The sequence below is a fragment of the Methanobrevibacter intestini genome (assembly GCF_047402955.1).
Classification (GTDB): domain Archaea; phylum Methanobacteriota; class Methanobacteria; order Methanobacteriales; family Methanobacteriaceae; genus Methanocatella; species Methanocatella intestini.
Genome location: NZ_CP187956.1, coordinates 79,983 through 94,569, shown reverse-complemented (window position 1 = coordinate 94,569; position 14,587 = coordinate 79,983). Strand labels below are relative to the sequence as shown.

Annotated in this window: 17 protein-coding genes; 14 read left to right on the top strand and 3 right to left on the bottom strand. The window is 29.2% G+C overall.

The annotated features are described in order from the left end of the window. Positions 1–223 precede the first annotated feature (223 nt). The 13 genes from ACMC9J_RS00520 (at position 224) to ACMC9J_RS00460 (ending at position 10,152) form a co-directional block, all read left to right on the top strand. On the top strand, positions 224–934 hold the full coding sequence (locus ACMC9J_RS00520) for a DUF2162 domain-containing protein (protein ID WP_019265517.1): 711 nt from the start codon (positions 224–226) through the stop codon (positions 932–934). A 17-nt stretch (positions 935–951) separates the two neighbouring features. Next, positions 952–1,596, top strand: coding sequence for a MotA/TolQ/ExbB proton channel family protein (locus ACMC9J_RS00515; protein WP_094516529.1), 645 nt, complete (start codon positions 952–954; stop codon positions 1,594–1,596). A gap of 4 nt (positions 1,597–1,600) precedes the next feature. After that, positions 1,601–1,939 carry a DUF2149 domain-containing protein gene (locus ACMC9J_RS00510; protein ID WP_019265519.1) on the top strand — a complete coding sequence of 113 codons (339 nt, stop codon included), beginning with the start codon at positions 1,601–1,603 and terminating at the stop codon, positions 1,937–1,939. A gap of 170 nt (positions 1,940–2,109) precedes the next feature. Next, complete coding sequence (locus ACMC9J_RS00505; protein WP_004035169.1) at positions 2,110–2,424, top strand: transcription factor S; 315 nt, start codon at positions 2,110–2,112, stop codon at positions 2,422–2,424. Positions 2,425–2,459: 35 nt separating this feature from the next. Further along, entirely contained in the window at positions 2,460–4,028 is a 1,569-nt protein-coding gene (locus tag ACMC9J_RS00500) for a ClC family H(+)/Cl(-) exchange transporter (protein WP_304170684.1), read from the top strand. Between the two features lie 2 nt (positions 4,029–4,030). Then, positions 4,031–4,528: a nitroreductase family protein gene (locus tag ACMC9J_RS00495; protein WP_019268255.1), complete on the top strand. Its 498-nt coding sequence runs from the start codon at positions 4,031–4,033 to the stop codon at positions 4,526–4,528. 46 nt (positions 4,529–4,574) lie between these two features. Next, complete coding sequence (gene mch / locus ACMC9J_RS00490) at positions 4,575–5,546, top strand: methenyltetrahydromethanopterin cyclohydrolase (protein WP_427003350.1); 972 nt, start codon at positions 4,575–4,577, stop codon at positions 5,544–5,546. A gap of 180 nt (positions 5,547–5,726) precedes the next feature. Beyond that, complete coding sequence (locus ACMC9J_RS00485) at positions 5,727–6,500, top strand: DUF4013 domain-containing protein (RefSeq protein ID WP_250416142.1); 774 nt, start codon at positions 5,727–5,729, stop codon at positions 6,498–6,500. A 77-nt stretch (positions 6,501–6,577) separates the two neighbouring features. Then, the gene (locus tag ACMC9J_RS00480) at positions 6,578–7,330 is read left to right on the top strand and encodes a DUF4013 domain-containing protein (RefSeq protein WP_427003349.1); all 753 of its coding nucleotides are present in this window, start codon (positions 6,578–6,580) and stop codon (positions 7,328–7,330) included. A gap of 87 nt (positions 7,331–7,417) precedes the next feature. Next, the gene (locus ACMC9J_RS00475; protein WP_427003348.1) at positions 7,418–8,341 is read left to right on the top strand and encodes a DUF4013 domain-containing protein; all 924 of its coding nucleotides are present in this window, start codon (positions 7,418–7,420) and stop codon (positions 8,339–8,341) included. Further along, entirely contained in the window at positions 8,334–8,873 is a 540-nt protein-coding gene (locus ACMC9J_RS00470) for a flavodoxin family protein (protein ID WP_427003347.1), read from the top strand. Before ACMC9J_RS00475 ends, ACMC9J_RS00470 begins: the two co-directional genes overlap by 8 nt. 108 nt (positions 8,874–8,981) lie before the next feature. Continuing rightward, positions 8,982–9,338, top strand: coding sequence for a cyclophilin-like fold protein (locus ACMC9J_RS00465; protein ID WP_019265525.1), 357 nt, complete (start codon positions 8,982–8,984; stop codon positions 9,336–9,338). A 64-nt stretch (positions 9,339–9,402) separates the two neighbouring features. Then, entirely contained in the window at positions 9,403–10,152 is a 750-nt protein-coding gene (locus ACMC9J_RS00460) for a hypothetical protein (protein ID WP_427003346.1), read from the top strand. Between the two features lie 29 nt (positions 10,153–10,181). Here ACMC9J_RS00460 and ACMC9J_RS00455 read toward each other — a convergent pair whose 3' ends face one another. From ACMC9J_RS00455 to ACMC9J_RS00445, 3 genes are all read right to left on the bottom strand, one after another. Further along, positions 10,182–10,997 carry a DUF4013 domain-containing protein gene (locus tag ACMC9J_RS00455; protein WP_427003345.1) on the bottom strand — a complete coding sequence of 272 codons (816 nt, stop codon included), beginning with the start codon at positions 10,995–10,997 and terminating at the stop codon, positions 10,182–10,184. A 158-nt stretch (positions 10,998–11,155) separates the two neighbouring features. Continuing rightward, entirely contained in the window at positions 11,156–11,920 is a 765-nt protein-coding gene (locus ACMC9J_RS00450; RefSeq protein ID WP_427003344.1) for an SDR family NAD(P)-dependent oxidoreductase, read from the bottom strand. A gap of 228 nt (positions 11,921–12,148) precedes the next feature. After that, complete coding sequence (locus ACMC9J_RS00445) at positions 12,149–12,853, bottom strand: zinc-ribbon domain-containing protein (protein ID WP_427003343.1); 705 nt, start codon at positions 12,851–12,853, stop codon at positions 12,149–12,151. 324 nt (positions 12,854–13,177) lie between these two features. On the opposite strand from ACMC9J_RS00445, the gene ACMC9J_RS00440 reads away from it, so the two are divergent. After that, on the top strand, positions 13,178–14,521 hold the full coding sequence (locus ACMC9J_RS00440) for an IS4 family transposase (RefSeq protein WP_427003342.1): 1,344 nt from the start codon (positions 13,178–13,180) through the stop codon (positions 14,519–14,521). Positions 14,522–14,587: the final 66 nt, after the last annotated feature.

The following is a 14,587-nucleotide window of genomic DNA, read 5'->3' as shown; positions in this document are numbered from 1 at the left end:
AATACTTAAAATTAAATATAATTAAAATAAAAATAGATACAATTAAAATAAAAAGAATATAACAAGTTATAAAATAAATAAGCAAAAAATAAGAATAATTAAATGAAAAAAAACTAAAAATCAAAAAAAGCTTAGCTTGACAGCAATGATAAATTTTATATACTTTAAAGTAGAAATGGTTATGTGTAATTAATTTGTTATTGATTATATCGAGGAAATTAATATGGATATGATGAGTGTATTATGGCAATTTGGTGTATTGGCGGCTGTAATCATTTTTGGGATAAAAATTGGTTTAGCATCCGGTCTTGCTAACTTGTCAAAAAAATTATTCGCAGGTATCTGTATAGGTTATGGTGGTGGTGTTTTATTATGTACATATATTGCATCATTCTTTGCCGAACAGATTACTGAAGCTATTTATAGTTACAATACTGTTTTTTACATAATCATGGCATCTATTATGATTATTGCAGGATTATTTACTATAAGAGAATGGAAAGTTCATGATAAAAATACAACTACTGCTACCTGTTTAGCTGTTGTTGCTCCTTGTCCATGTTGTTTTGGATCAATTATTGCTTCTGTTTTAATTGTAGCACCAACTATAGGTTTTGGATTTAAAAAACTTAGTATAGTTGTTGCGGTTGCTTTAATGATTGTAATGATTGTTACTTATTTTGCATCAAATATAATCGTTAAATTAACTGATAAACCATATCCGATTATATTGGGAAACTTCATGTTATTTTTAGGTGCTTATTTCTTATTGTCTGCTATTGTAATACCAAGTATTGCTCAAGCAATGCAGGGGCATTTTGGCGGAGTAACTATGATTAGTTCTCAATCTTTAATTGCTATTTTGGTTGCTTTAGCAGCATTAGTAATTGTAGGTGTAGTTTTATATAAAAGGAGCGATAATCTCTTAAAATAAGATTTAGGTGATATTAAATGAGTTCAATACCTGGTACAGAATATTTAAGCGGAGCTTTAAATGTTATATCTCAAAGTTTAACAATTCCTGTAATGGTTTTATTATTAATAATTGCTATTATTTCTGTTATTGCTTTAGGTGGATTTATATCTGAATACACATCAATGAAAAAAGTAGGTGTCGGAAAAATAAGGGATTTAATATTTAAAATTAATACAGCAAGTTCTATTGATGATTTAATGAATGTTATATCTAGTTCTGATATTCCAAAATCTCAAAAGAAAGTTTTAACTGAGATTGCAAAATCAGAAGCACTAGATAGTGATTCTAGAGAAGCTTTAGCTCGTAAATTAGTAGAACATGAAGAAGAAAAAATTGATAAAAGTTTAAGAAATACAGATATTATTACCCGTGTCGGACCAACATTAGGGTTAATGGGTACTTTAATTCCATTAGGTCCTGGTCTTGCAGCATTAGGTGCTGGGGATGTAAATACCCTTGCAGATGCATTAACTATTGCATTTGATACTACTGTTGTAGGTATCGGTTCCGGTGCGTTATGTTATTTCATCTCTAAAATTAGAAGAGGTTGGTATGACCAATATCTTTCTGATTTAGATGCATTATCTGATGCAGTTCTTTTTTTCATGAATAAACAGTGATTTTATGGTTAGAAGAAAACAGAGAAGGAGAAGAGCTTCTGATGATGACATAGATCCTATGGCAGGTACAACAAACCTTGTTGATGCAATGCTTGTTCTTGCATTAGGTTTTTTAATATTTGTTGTAATTAGTTGGAATATGCAAAGTGTTATTTTTTCCGACATGAGCCAAGACCAAAAGCAGCAAGTTATGGATTCTATGAAACAGGTTTCAGAAGTTACTCAAGGTCAAGAATTAAATGATACTCCAGACACATCTCAAAGTTCTGGACAAGGTTTTACTGAGCTGGGAAAAGTCTATAAAGATCCATCGTCAGGGAAACTGATTATGGTAGAAGGTTAATCCTTCTACATTTAACTTCTTTTTTTTTTAAAATTTTATTTATCAGTATTTCTTTAAACATTTTTACATAAAAATTAAGCAATATTTTCTTCTTATTCTATCAGCAGCATAAACATAATAAATTATAAATACTCAATCAATTAAATAAAATAAGATAAGGTGATTAAGTAATGGAATTTTGTCCTGAATGCGGAGCTATATTACTTCCTATGAATAAAAAATTAAAATGTAAATGCGGATATGAAAAATCTTTATCTGATGAAGTTAAAGACCAGTATGAAGTTAAGGGAGAAACAAATCCTAAAGCAGAAGTAATAGTTACTGATAATAAGAATGTAGCATTGCCTACTACAACAATTACCTGTTATAAATGTGGCGGAACTAAAGGTTACTGGTGGACAGTACAAACAAGGTCTGCAGATGAAGCTCCAACAAACTTTATCAGATGTGCAAAATGCGGAAACACATGGAGATCCTCTAACTAATTTTTTAAATATTATTAGGTATAAACTATTATACTATGAAAATGCTTCAGAAGACATTAAGGTCAGTTGTAGATAATCCCAAACATATTTTCAAACTAGCTGTTCAGGGAATATTTGTAGGTATTTTTGCCGGAATAATGGTCTGTTTATACAGATTTCTTTTATATTCCTCAGAAAGTATTTTAAGAAATTTTTTGGAATTCATTAATGGAAATATTTTTTTAATTATACTTTGGTTTATTATATTAACTATTTTAGGATTATTTACAGCTTTTTTAGTAAAATGGGAACCTGATAGTATTGGCAGTGGTATTCCTCAAATCAATGCAGAGGTTAAAGGTTTTTTAAACACTAACTGGCTGAAAATTTTAACAGCTAAGATTAGTGCAGGAGTCTTAACTGCACTGGGTGGTCTGTCTTTAGGTCCTGAAGGTCCTTCTGTTCAAATAGGGGGAATGGCCGGAAAGGGAATCTCAAGAATTTTTAAAGAATCAAGAACAGATGAACTGAGACTTATTTTAGCCGGTTCAACTGTAGGTATTACAGCTGCTTTTAATGCTCCGTTAGCAGGAGTAATTTTTATAATTGAAGAAATCAATCACAGTTTTGATAAAACGTTAATTTTTATAGCACTGACTGCATCTGTTGTTGCTGATTTTATATCCAAATCCTTTTTTGGACAGGCAACAGTTCTGAATTTCCCATTACATAATCTTCCGCTGTCATCTTACTGGCTTTTGATTGTTTTAGGTTTGCTTTTAGGTATTTTAGGTTATGTTTATAATGTTGGAATGATCAGGGCAAATGACAGATTGGCTAAACTCTCGAATGTTCCACTTGAAATTAAATTCGTATGTGTATTTTTAATATCCGGTGTTGTAGCATTGTTTATTCCTGAAATCTTGGATGGAGGGCATTATATGTTAAATATGCTTGATGTAGCTATTCCGTCATTGGGTATTTTGATATTTTTACTTGTAGCTAAGTATCTCTTTTCAGTAGTTTCCTTTTCAACCGGAACTCCTGGAGGAATATTTTTACCGCTTTTAGTTTTAGGAGCATTTATTGGAGCTATTTTCGGTTCTGTTGTAATTCCGATTTTTGGTCTTGAAAGCTATCTGATATACAAGTTTATTGTTATTTCAATGGCCGGCTTTTTTGCAGCTACTGTAAGATCTCCAATTACAGGTGTTGTTTTGCTCTCTGAGATGTGCGGGTCAACAGAATCATTAGTAGCTATGCTGATAGTAGCTATTATTGCATATGCAGTTCCTATGCTGCTAAATAACCGCCCGATTTATGAGTCTTTATTTGAAAGATTACTGGCTAAAAACAGTCATGATTTTATAAAAGACCATTCAAAGCATATTTTATCAGAATATGTTGTTCCTTCTGGCTGGAAGTATACAGGTAAGCCAATTAAGGAAATTCCTTTTCCTAAAGGATGTATTGTAGTTTCAATTACCAGAGGTGGAGAATATATACTGGCTGATGAGGATATTACTATAAATTATGCAGATCAGATTCACATGCTGATGGACAGCAAAACTTATCCTTTTAAAAATGATGAAATGGGTGAATTAATGAGTAAGGTGATACAGTGAACATGATATTTAAAAGAAAAAGCATCAGAAATTTTAGTGATGATGAAGTCAGTACTGATAAAATAAAAAATTTAATCAGAGCAGGAATGCAGGCTCCTTCAGCTTTCAACTCCCAGCCATGGGAATTTATTATTGTATCTGATGAAGAGGATTTAAAAGCTGTTTCTAAAATGAGCAGATATGCAAGACCAGCTGAAAATGCTCAAAAACTGATTATTGTTTTGGGAAATACAACAAAAGATAATGTTGTAATGCCTATGATTCAGCAGGATCTGTCTGCCTGTACACAAAACATACTGCTTCAGGCAGTTGCTGAGGGCCTTGGTGCAGTCTGGTTGGGATTTTACCCAATTGAAGATAGAGTAGATAGTTTAAGACAGTATTTTAATATTCCTGATTATATTATTCCATTTTCAGTAATAGCTATTGGTTATCCTAAAGAAGATAAAGAACCTGAAAACAGATATGATGAATCTAAAATTCATTTAGGTAAATATTAATAGTAATAAAAATATATTTTATTTTAGTAAATTATGAGGTTAAATAATGGTAAGTGTAAACTTAGAAGCTAAAAAAACCGTAGATGTAATGATTGAAAAACAAGATGAATTAAACATTGCTGTTAGTCAATTGTCAAATGGTGCTACAATTATTGATTGTGGTGTAAATGTTGATGGAAGTTTCAAAGCAGGTGAACTTTACACTAAAGTTTGTCTTGGTGGTCTTGCTGATGTTGGAATTTCTATTCCTGGTGATTTATCTGAAAAATTCGCTCTTCCTTCCGTAAAAATTAAAACAGATTCTCCAGCTATTTCCACATTAGGATCTCAAAAAGCAGGATGGTCTGTATCTGTAGGAGATTTCTTTGCACTTGGTTCCGGTCCTGCTAGAGCAATCTGTAAAAAACCGGCTGAAACCTATGAAGAAATTGGTTATGAAGACACAGAAGCTGATTTAGCTATTTTAACTTTAGAAGCTGATGTATTGCCTGGTGAAGATGTTGCACAATACATTGCTGATGAATGTAATGTGGATGTTAAAGATGTTTATTTACTTGTAGCTCCTACCTCTTCTCTTGTTGGTTCTATCCAAATTTCCGGAAGGGTTGTTGAAAACGGAACCTACAAAATGTTGGAAGCTATTAAATTTGATGTAACTAAAGTAAAACATGCTGCAGGTATTGCTCCTATTGCACCAATTGACCCTGACGGACTTAAAGCTATGGGTAAAACTAACGATGCAGTTTTATTTGGTGGAAGAACTTACTACTATGTTGAATCTGATGAAAATGATGATGTAGCTGATGTTGCAGCTAAATTACCTTCATCTGCAGCTGACGGATATGGTAAACCATTCTTCGATGTATTTAAAGAAGCTGAATTTGACTTCTACAAAATCGACAAAGGAATGTTTGCTCCTGCAGAAGTAGTTATTAATGATTTAACTACTGGTAAAGTCTACAAAGAAGGATATGTAAACGTAGATTTGCTTAAAAAATCCTTTGGTGTAGATAACTAAATTTAATTATCTTTTATCAGATAACTTTTTTTTATTTTTTTCTGGCCTGTTTGAGGCTTTTTTTAAGTTTTCCTGAATATTTTATACAATATGTTTAAATACTTATTTTTCAATAAATAAATATTAACTCACAGTTTGAGTGATTTTTATTTAAATTAATTTAAAAAGGAGGACTTTAAAATGAGTTTAACTGAGATTTTCAATGATGCTTTAAAATATCCATTTTCCGATATGACTAAATTTTGCATACTTGGAGTTATAATGGTTATATCTTCATTAGGTTCTTTAGAACTTGGAAATGAAATAATTTCTTCTGTTTTAGGTCTTATTGGTGTTATAGCTTCTCTTATAACATTGGGATATGGTGTAAGTGTTGTAAAAAATGCTATTATAAAATCTGATGAAATTCCTGATTTTGATTTGCAAACAAATATTGTTGATGGATTAAAAATGGCAGTAATAAGTATTGTATACTATATCATTCCATTTGTAATTGCTGTTATTGTAGCTTTTGCATCTGGTTTCTTTAATCAAATTGTAGAAATTGCAACTTATGCTTCCCAATATGGTCCTAATTTTGTAAATGTGATTCCTGAAGATGTAATGTTGTCTTTAGTAAGTTCTGCAGCAATAACTATTATTATAGGTATAATATTATTTGTTATTTTCACCTTGTTGTTTTATATGGGTCTTTGCAGATTTGCCAAGTATAACAGTTTGTCTGAAGGTGCTGATATTCCTGAAGCAGCTCGTGATTTAGCAAGGATTGGTATTGGTAAAGTTATTGGTTGGATGATTTTATTATTTGTCATTATAGCTGTTATTACCTTTATTGAAATGTTTATTTCATCAATTCCATATGTAGGTATTTTAATTTCAGCATTTTTAATTTCAACATATAATTTATTTATTGTATACAGATCAGTTGGTTTATTATATTCAGCTATTGAATAAAACCAATTTTTTTCTTTTTTTGATGATTAATTTTAAATAGTTAATTAGCAATAATATTTCATTGGAGAGTGTTTTAGATGAATATAAGTGAGATTTTTAGTGATTCATTTAAATATCCAATTATTGATATTAAAAAATTTGCAATATTCGGTATTGTTGTTGTTTTAGCTACTCTTAATGTTTCAGCAGCTAACAGTTCAGTTTTACAGATAATTTTAAATGTTGTTTCATTTGTTGCAATTATTTTAGTTTTAGGTTATGGATTGGATGTTGTGAAATATGGATTTAAGCAGGATAATGAGTTACCTGATTTTGATTTTAAAACAGGTTTTGTTAACGGTTTAAAACTCTTTGTAATTCAGTTCTGTTACTTGATAGTTCCATTAATTCTTATATATGTTACAGCTTATTTATCAGGATTTTTACAGTCTTTAGCTGGAATAATGAAATCATATTATGAAACTGGAATGTATTCAATTTCAAATTCATTTTTAACTTCAATGGCAGTTACATTTATTATAGCAGTTGTACTTTCTATAGTTTTCATGTTATTTGCTAATATTGGAATGGCCAGACTGGCTAAATATGATGATATTTTTGAAGCAGTGAATCTTTCTAAAGTTTTTAAAGATTTAAAAAAGATAGGAATAGCTAAAAGCATCGGATGGTTAATTGTATTGATGATTGCTGGTTTTATTATAATCCTTGCTGGAGTTGGAATTTCAATGATTATTCCATTTGCCGGTTCAATTATTGCTTCATTTATTGTTATATCTTATTTCTATTTATTTTATTACAGATGTGTTGGTTTATTATATTCAAATATATAAACCATTTATTTTTTTATCTAAAATTTAATATAGCTTTACTATTAAATATTTACATACGGAACTTTTTATTTTTAAGAGGTTGTTAATATGAATTTAGGGGAAAATATTAAAAAATCATTTTTATATCCGTTATGTGACTATAACAAGTTTGCAATGCTTGGAGTTTTAACTGTTTTTTCTTTTTTAAGTTCAATTTGCTCTTCATTTGGTGCGGATAATCCGTGGGTAGTTATTGTAGCTACTTTAATTGGAGGTATAATTTCAATGTATCTTACAGGTTATTCTGTTTCTGTAATCAAATGTGGGATTGATGTTAAAGAGGAAATTCCTGATTTTAAAGTAGGTAGAGATATTTTAAACTTTTTCAAATATCTTGTTATAGGTTTAGTTTATACAATTATTCCGTTGATTATTATTTTTATTACAGTTTTTGGAACTGGGATATTGGAAATATGGACTAATATAGCTCCTTATATTCAGTATGGAAATGCAGATATTCCGCCAGCATTGCTTTCCAGTTTCATGTTTGCTGTTTTCATTACATTTTCAGTAACTGTTATTGTTTTGGTTATTCAAATAATTTTTACTAATTTGGGAATTGCAAGAATGTTAGCTAACAACAGTATAACTGACGGATTGGACTTATTTGAAGTTTTTAATGATATTGGAAAAATAGGCTGGTTTAAAACTGTCGGATGGTTTATTGTAATATGTGTTTTAGATATGATATTTTTTATAATTTCAGTAGGAATAATGCTTATTCCATATGTTGGAGTTATTATAGCCGCATTTTTCATGTTAACATTTACAAGATTATTTAATTCATATTCAGTAGGTTTATTATATTCTGATGCTTATAAAATCAATAAAAATCAGGAGAATATTAAAGATAATGTTTTAGAAGATACTTCAAAGGCTGAAAAGACTGATGTTTTAGAGGAATATGAAAAAATTATTGAAAGTAAAAAGGAAGATACAATAGACAGTATGTATGGTGAAAAAGATGAGTAAAAAAGTAGTTATATTACATGGCAGTCCCCGTGTAAGTGGAAATAGTGATATATTAGCTAAAGAATTTAAAAAAGGAGCAGAAGATGCTGGAAATGAAGTTAAAAAAATTTCATTTCCAATGAGATTTATTAATTATTGTAAAGGCTGTTTAGGTTGTGTATCTTCTGGAGAATGTGTTATTCATGATGATATGTCTGAGATTTTAGAGGATATGGCAGATGCAGACATTATTGTATTTGCAAGTCCTATTTATTTCAATACAATCAGCGGACAAATGAAAACAATGATTGACAGATTAACTCCAAAAGCTAAACAGTTATGTGATAAAGATTATTATTTCTTATTTTCAGCAGCTACTGATAATCAAAAATCATTGGATTCTGCAGTTTGTGAGTTAAGAGGATTTTTAAATTGCATTGGTGTTGAATCTGAAAAAGGCATTGTTTTTGGTTTAAATGCTGAAAGTGAAGGTGAAATTAACCATAATGAAAATGCTTTAAAGCAAGCTTTTGAATTTGGAAAAAACATTTAATTTGTGATTAATTTCACATTTATTTACTATTTTTAACTTCACTTTACTGTTTTTTTTAAGATAGTATTAAATATTGTTTAAAACATATTATGTAATAAGGTGAAGTAAATGAAATTTAAAATAACCATTAATGATAATGAGTATCATGCAGATATGGTGGATTGTGAGTTAGTAAATCAGATAGCTGACATGTGTCCTTTTGAAAGTACTTATAAACAGCATCTTCATCATGAATACTTTACTAAATTGCCAAGTACTGTTAATGATGAAGGATGTCCACTAACTACGTCTATTTTAAAAAATAAAATATACTATTATCAAAAATGGAACTCACTTGTTATTGTTTATGAAGATGCTAATGTTAGTCCTTATGAATTAAGTTATATTGGTGAATTTGAGGAAGACGTTAGTGAATATCTTCAGGAAATGGGAAGAAACATCTTTGTTGAAGTAGATGCAGAATAATTTCTATTTAAAAAGCTATATTATCTATGTTTCATATAAATACTATGTAATATGGTGATTTTTTATGGAGATTACTCTAAATTTAAAAACAATTTCTACAATTGTAGCTGTTATAGCTGTAATTATTGGTATAATTGAAGGGTTAAATGTTTTTAGTTTATCTGGATTGGTTTCAGATTTTGTATTTTATGGTTCTTTAGCAATAATTATAGCTATTCTAGGTCTTTTAGGAGTTTATATTTCTAAGATGGATATTAGAATAGCTGCAATCCAATATATAATTATTGGACTTGGTCTTTTTATAACTATTGGTTATTATGGCGTAATTGGCTGTGTTATATTTGTTGTTGCTGGTGTTTTAGCAATTGTTGAATATATGCAAACTAAAGAGGAAGTTACAACAGATAAAAAGCTTTTTTTAATTCCTGTTTTAACTATTATCATAATTGTTTTATTTTTACTTGTTAGTGTTGGTTTAGGCATTTTAGATAGTATGGCTGCTTCAGATTCTGTATCTTTCAATGATTTAAGCGCATCTATATCTAATGAATACGGCACCACTTCTGGTGATTTAACTGGAACATTAAATGTTGATAAAGATTTTGATTATTTGGAAGTTAAAGTTAGTTTTTATAATTCTAATAATTTAACACTATATGAATCATATGCTTATAATGGAAATAATGTTCATCCGGGCAAATATTCAATTGATGCATTTTATTTTGGAAATGAAATCCCTACAAAAGCAGTAATTGAAGTATATAATGAGATTAATAGTGATCCGATTTATACTCAAAATGTAAATATTAATTAGGTGTTATCTGATTAAAGATAACACTTTTTTTATTCTTCTATTGGTTCATAAATAAGACCGATTCCACGTGTTTTAAATAATTCAGTTAATGCAATTATCAGTGTAAATATAAGATTTGTAATAATAAACATTGCCCACCAGAGAGGTTCTAGTGATGTTAGTGTATTTATTCCTGAAGTTCCGATAATCATCATAGCTATCATGGTGATTGTAAACAGTACAAATGCAATTACACATTCTATTACTGTTAATCCTATGTAAAATAAAATATATCTGGCAGGACCTATTGTTAAGATTACTTCTTTTATTTCTTTAAAGTCAAATGCTTTTTTAAAGTTATTATGAGCAGCCATATTTGACAGGCTTATGAAACTTACAAAGTATAATATGATTCCCAATATTATGGATATGATTGCTCCTGCCGTTCCGATTATTCCTCCGGAGATGTGATTTAAAAATGCTATATTGCTAACAGCTAATATTATTATAGGAATTGCAAAGTATATGAATTTAACAAGAAATACTTTTGCTCCGTTTATTAACATTTCCTTTAAGTTATTGAATTCAGGCACTTTATCTGTTCCATTAATCATTCCGCAGGTGGAAATTTCTAGTATTTTGTATTCATATCCTAAAAATAAAAATCCTGGGATTAATGTAAGTACTGCCGGTACAATTAAACTGGCAAATTTTAAATTTAAATTTGCATTCTGATAATGGATTAATATTAAGAGATATGCCATCCATAGGATAAATATTGAAAATAATGTTAGTCCAAAGTAAAACAGTGATTTTGAGTTTTTTATTGAGTATTTGATGCTGTCATTGTATATGTCAAGTATCATATTTCTTCCTCCAGTATTTTTCAGCAACTATGTAAAATATATGTTACTCATGTAAAATTAAGTTTACATCATATATAAATGTATGGTTTATGTTACATGTCTGGAGTAAAATTTCAATGTAAAAAAAAGTTTTAAAAGAAAAGAAAGGAATCTTTTCTTTATGGTCTTAAACCTGATCCGCCTTGGAGAGTTATTGTTTCTCCAGAGATGTAGCTTGCAGCTTCCGATGCTAAGAATAAGCAGGTTCCACCAATATCTTTTTCAGCATCACCAAATCTTTGTAATGGTATGCCTTGTATTGTTTTTTCATAAATTTCAGGATATTCTTCCTTCCATTGTTCTAATTGGGCAGTCATTACAAGTGGACATACAACATTGATGTTGATTCCGTCACAACCCCATTCTGTTGCAGCTACTCTTGACATACCTCTGATTCCTTCTTTTGCAGCAGCATATGATGATTGTCCGTCTCTTCCAAACAATCCTGCACCTGATGCAAAGTTGATTACAGAACCTTTGCTTTCTTTAAGATATGGGTGAGCATATTTCATAAAATTAAATACTGCATATAATCCTGAGTTGATGGCTAAATCAAAGTCTTCTTTTGTATGTTCTACAAGTTTTAATCCTGATTTGGAAGCTTGTGCATTGTTTATTAATACATCAATTCTTCCATATTCATCAACAACTTGTTTTATTGCATCTTTTACCTGGTCTTCATATCCACCGTCAGCTACAATAGCCAATACTTTTATATCATATTTGTCTTCAAGTTCTTCTTTTGCTTTTAAAAGTGTGGATTCAGTTCTGCCTGTAATTACAAGGTTTGACCCTGCTTTTGCAAATGCTGTAGCTATACCAAATCCGATTCCTTTTCCTCCACCAGTTATTATCGTTACTTTTCCATTCATATCGTTGTTCATAAATACTCGCCTCTTAATATAAATATAACGAAGTATATTTATCACGATTTATAATATGCCTTTTGTATTATATAAAATTTGCTTATTGATTTTTCTTAAAATAAGTTGTATTGTTTTATTTTCATTAATGATGGATTATGTGTCTTATTTAATTTTATAGAATAAAATTTAAACATGTGTTTAAAAAAACAGAATATTTTTATAAAAAAGTAAATTAAAAGATTTCTCTTAGGATTGAGTAGTGTTGTTATTATCTATTGAGAAATCTGATTTGTTCATATCAAAATTACCGGTAGCTTCTTTTACGACATTGCCGTCATGTATAATCTCAATTTTGGCATGATCTATAGCTAAATATTTATGACTGTTGTAAAATCCGAAATAAGAACCATATTCACTATTATCTACCGTATTTAATCCTTCAGTTGTAGTAGCTAATGCGTTTCCATTACTGTCATAATATGTTGTTTTTAAGAAGTAACCTTGAGTATTTGATGGAAGATTATTAAAAATAGCATTGACATTGTAATAATAACCGCTTTCATCACTAGTTCCTGAAATATCTGTAATTGTTATGGAGATACTGTCTGGATTGTAAAATAGATTACTGCTAAAAATGGCTATTCCTATAATTATAATAACTATAACTGCAACAGGAATTAATATTTTATTTTTAGAGAGATTAAATGAAGCTTTGCTGCTGAATATTTTGGAATCCATATTGTCGTCGGATTTAGCTTCAGCCGGAGCTTCATTAAATAATAATTCATCTATATCTTTTTTAGAAGTTTCAGTTTCTTCGGTTTTTTGAACTTTTTTAGGAGTTTCTTTCACTGGAGAATTGTCATCGACTAAAACAGAATATCCGCATTCATTACAAAATTGTGCATCATCAGGTAGTTCATTTCCACATTTTGGGCAATATTTGCTCATTTGTTTTCACCTCTATTGTAAATTGAATCTGTATAAATATGTATATAAATTGTTATTGATATTTCTTTTTAAAAATTTTCATTGCTGTCAAGCTAAGCTTTTTTTGATTTTTAGTTTTTTTTCATTTAATTATTCTTATTTTTTGCTTATTTATTTTATAACTTGTTATATTCTTTTTATTTTAATTGTATCTATTTTTATTTTAATTATATTTAATTTTAAGTATTTTTTATAGTTAATTTTATTTATTAGTAATTATATATATTTATTTAAGTATGTTAGTTTATTTTAGTTTGATATAGTTAAATTGGAGTTGATTTAGGCATGTTTTTAAGTAGGATAGTTTCAGATGAATTCGGAAATTTTAATAATTTTGTTGAACGAAAATATGTATTAAGTGATGTTGCTTTTACTCGAAAAGGAAAATTGAGTTTAGAGTCAATTATTAAATATCCATTGTGCAATAATAAAAAAACAACATCTATTGAGATTAATCGTTTTTTAAGAAACGAATTGAACGATAGAGGTGTTAGAATTACTAAACAAGCAGTTTCTGAAAAAAGACAATTTATTGATCCTCAAGTTTATATTGACATGAATGACAGCTTAATTTCAAAAATATATGCTCATAAAGACGAAATGACAACTTTCAAAGGTTTTAACGTCTATGCAATTGATGGATCAATTGTTGAAATCCCAAACACAAAAATAACAAGAGAAGAATTTGAAATTCCAGAAAAAACTGAACTAAATAAAGATACATCAACTGCAAGAATCTCTTGCATGGCCGATACAAAATGGGACTTCATAATCTCATCAAACATAACCAATAAAAGCACCAGCGAAATAGAACACGCATTAATGCACTTAGACGATGCAAAAAATAAAATAGACCTCACAAAGACAATAACAACCTATGATAGATTCTATAACTCCATAGAAATAATGTTCAAAACCATGCTATTAGACTCTTACTTCATAATACGTGGAAAAACACACACATTTAAAAAACAACAAAATAAAATGAAAAAAGAAGGAAAAACCGACGAAACACACGAAATCAACATAAAAAAAGCACAAATCAACAATTTTTTCACAGAAGAAGTAAAAAAATTCGCAAGAAAAACACGAGAAATAAAAGTCAGAATAGTATTCGTAAAACTCAAAACCGGAGAAACAGAAACACTATTTACCAATTTACCCAAAGAAATAGCAACACCAGAAGAATTAAAAGAATTATATGGCACAAGATGGACAATAGAAAAAAACTACGACAGATTAAAAAACAAACTCCACATTGAAAAATTCACAGGAAAAAAGAAAATAATCATCGAACAAGACTTCTACAGCCACATATACCTATTAAATATACTAATAGCACTCAAACATGACGCAGAAGAAGAAATAACACGAAAACCAAAAGAAACAACAAAATACAAATATGTTTACAAAAGCAATGTAAACACACTTATCGGAAACATAAAAGAAGAAATGCCCCGGCTCCTAACAGACGATAAAGAAGAAATAAAACAAATAGTAGAAGAAATACTAGACATAGCAAGAAAAGACCTAGTATACACAAAAATCAAAGCACCAACAAACAAAGAAAGAGATAAAAAGAAATATTATCACAAAAAATGCAAATCAAACATCCAAAACAGCTTTTAAAAAAATGCAAAACCTTAACTTGACAGCAATGAAAAATTTTCGAAAAATTTATTTATAATAATTGTT

What these genes read in the sequence shown, in the direction of transcription:
- ACMC9J_RS00520 (WP_019265517.1), top strand. Translation starts at nt 224, where the DNA reads ATGGATATGATGAGTGTATTATGGCAATTTGGTGTATTGGCGGCTGTA.
- ACMC9J_RS00515 (WP_094516529.1), top strand. Translation starts at nt 952, where the DNA reads ATGAGTTCAATACCTGGTACAGAATATTTAAGCGGAGCTTTAAATGTT.
- ACMC9J_RS00510 (WP_019265519.1), top strand. Translation starts at nt 1,601, where the DNA reads ATGGTTAGAAGAAAACAGAGAAGGAGAAGAGCTTCTGATGATGACATA.
- ACMC9J_RS00505 (WP_004035169.1), top strand. Translation starts at nt 2,110, where the DNA reads ATGGAATTTTGTCCTGAATGCGGAGCTATATTACTTCCTATGAATAAA.
- ACMC9J_RS00500 (WP_304170684.1), top strand. Translation starts at nt 2,460, where the DNA reads ATGAAAATGCTTCAGAAGACATTAAGGTCAGTTGTAGATAATCCCAAA.
- ACMC9J_RS00495 (WP_019268255.1), top strand. Translation starts at nt 4,031, where the DNA reads ATGATATTTAAAAGAAAAAGCATCAGAAATTTTAGTGATGATGAAGTC.
- mch (WP_427003350.1), top strand. Translation starts at nt 4,575, where the DNA reads ATGGTAAGTGTAAACTTAGAAGCTAAAAAAACCGTAGATGTAATGATT.
- ACMC9J_RS00485 (WP_250416142.1), top strand. Translation starts at nt 5,727, where the DNA reads ATGAGTTTAACTGAGATTTTCAATGATGCTTTAAAATATCCATTTTCC.
- ACMC9J_RS00480 (WP_427003349.1), top strand. Translation starts at nt 6,578, where the DNA reads ATGAATATAAGTGAGATTTTTAGTGATTCATTTAAATATCCAATTATT.
- ACMC9J_RS00475 (WP_427003348.1), top strand. Translation starts at nt 7,418, where the DNA reads ATGAATTTAGGGGAAAATATTAAAAAATCATTTTTATATCCGTTATGT.
- ACMC9J_RS00470 (WP_427003347.1), top strand. Translation starts at nt 8,334, where the DNA reads ATGAGTAAAAAAGTAGTTATATTACATGGCAGTCCCCGTGTAAGTGGA.
- ACMC9J_RS00465 (WP_019265525.1), top strand. Translation starts at nt 8,982, where the DNA reads ATGAAATTTAAAATAACCATTAATGATAATGAGTATCATGCAGATATG.
- ACMC9J_RS00460 (WP_427003346.1), top strand. Translation starts at nt 9,403, where the DNA reads ATGGAGATTACTCTAAATTTAAAAACAATTTCTACAATTGTAGCTGTT.
- ACMC9J_RS00455 (WP_427003345.1), bottom strand. Translation starts at nt 10,997, where the DNA reads ATGATACTTGACATATACAATGACAGCATCAAATACTCAATAAAAAAC.
- ACMC9J_RS00450 (WP_427003344.1), bottom strand. Translation starts at nt 11,920, where the DNA reads ATGAACAACGATATGAATGGAAAAGTAACGATAATAACTGGTGGAGGA.
- ACMC9J_RS00445 (WP_427003343.1), bottom strand. Translation starts at nt 12,853, where the DNA reads ATGAGCAAATATTGCCCAAAATGTGGAAATGAACTACCTGATGATGCA.
- ACMC9J_RS00440 (WP_427003342.1), top strand. Translation starts at nt 13,178, where the DNA reads ATGTTTTTAAGTAGGATAGTTTCAGATGAATTCGGAAATTTTAATAAT.